General features: G+C 68.5%; 1 protein-coding gene and 1 pseudogene. One reads left to right on the top strand and one right to left on the bottom strand.

All coding sequences use genetic code 11. The features are described 5' to 3' along the window. Positions 1 to 766 (bottom strand): DUF2380 domain-containing protein (locus MOV75_RS38585; RefSeq protein ID WP_247008073.1); only part of this gene is annotated, 766 nt, incomplete at its 3' end. Between the two features lie 190 nt (positions 767 to 956). Here MOV75_RS38585 and MOV75_RS38580 point away from each other — a divergent pair. Further along, a pseudogene (locus MOV75_RS38580) lies at positions 957 to 1,277 on the top strand (histidine kinase); the annotation flags it as partial.

Below are 1,277 nucleotides of genomic sequence, written 5' to 3'. Positions count from 1 at the left end.
CCTGGAAGCCGAGCGTGTATTCAGTGCGGCTGACCCGTCGCACCACGCCGATCAGCGATTGATCCGCGCCCAGCTTCTGCGCAATCGCCGCCTCGCAACCGCCGCAGTCGCGCAAAGCGCCCGCCTTCGCCGCTTCGCCGCTCGCGCTGCCGACGTCGACGATGCGGTAGCGGCCGGATTGGCCGAGGACCTCACGCACGCCGCCGGTGACCTCGGCCAGGTACGATACGTCTGAAGCGGCCAAGGTGCCTCCCGAGGCGGCGGTCATGTCCTCGAGTTCGAAATCGAACACGGCAAGCGCGACCGGCGCAGGCTGCGCGAGCGCCGCGATGACCTCGCGGGCGAGGAACGCCTCGGCGCGGTCCCAGGCTTCGTCGTTGTCGCCGCGAAACGTATAGAGCTTCTCGAACAGGACCTTCCTGGCGCCGGTATCGATCACGGCGACCCGCGCCCATTGCACCAGCGTGCTGGTCTTCTGGACGCCGCCGACGACCTTGAATTTCGCATCGGCTTGTCCGGCGGGCGTGAGCTGATAGCGCTTGTCCGCCCCGACATCCCGCCGCAGCGCGACCATGAATGCGGCCAGCCGCTTCTCGTGGGCGGCGGTCTGGTCGACCGGCTCGCCGGACGTATCCAGATATTGGAAATCCTCGATCGACACGCCGGCCGGCGCTGCCGCGGCCGCCTCGGGGCCCGCGTCGGCAGGTCGGACACCCACGAGGACAGCGAGGAGGAAAGCAGGGAGGATCAACCGGAAGAGGTGCATGAGCGGGCCTCGCAGCAGGAAGCGGTTCGCAAACCTCGGCGGCCAGCCCACGCCCCTGCAACGGCGGCCGTCCCGGCGAGCGCCGGGAAAATTTCACGGCGCTGCACTGCGGCAGAGCGTAGCGCTTTCCGCGGCTGGCGTTCTGCCGTTTAATGCGGCTGCGACAACCCGTTCGCGCTAGGTGCCCTCGATGTGGAACCGCCCGAGATTCGATCTCAAGGTCCGTCTGACGTTGCGCGTGGCCGCCATCACGGCCGCCTGCTTCGCTGCAATCTCCGCCTATTTCCTGATCGCGGCCGACCGCGCGGTGCACGCGCGCATCGACGGCATCGCCGCGATCGTGGCGAAATCGCTGGAGCTGCAGCAAGGCAAGATCCAATGGGCGGCCGGCCCGCGCGATTTTCCCAACCTCGACCCCGTCGCGGCCTATGTGATGACGCCCGGCCTGTGTCTGGCCTTCCGCGGCGCGAGCGGCGAGATGCTGCAGCGGTTCTGCAGCGGTGCGCCTGCC

Origin of the sequence: Bradyrhizobium sp. PRIMUS42 (assembly GCF_023006515.1) — a bacterium.
In the GTDB taxonomy this organism is placed as follows: domain Bacteria; phylum Pseudomonadota; class Alphaproteobacteria; order Rhizobiales; family Xanthobacteraceae; genus Bradyrhizobium.
Note: the sequence above shows the minus strand (reverse complement) of the source record. Positions and strands in the feature narration are given on the sequence as shown.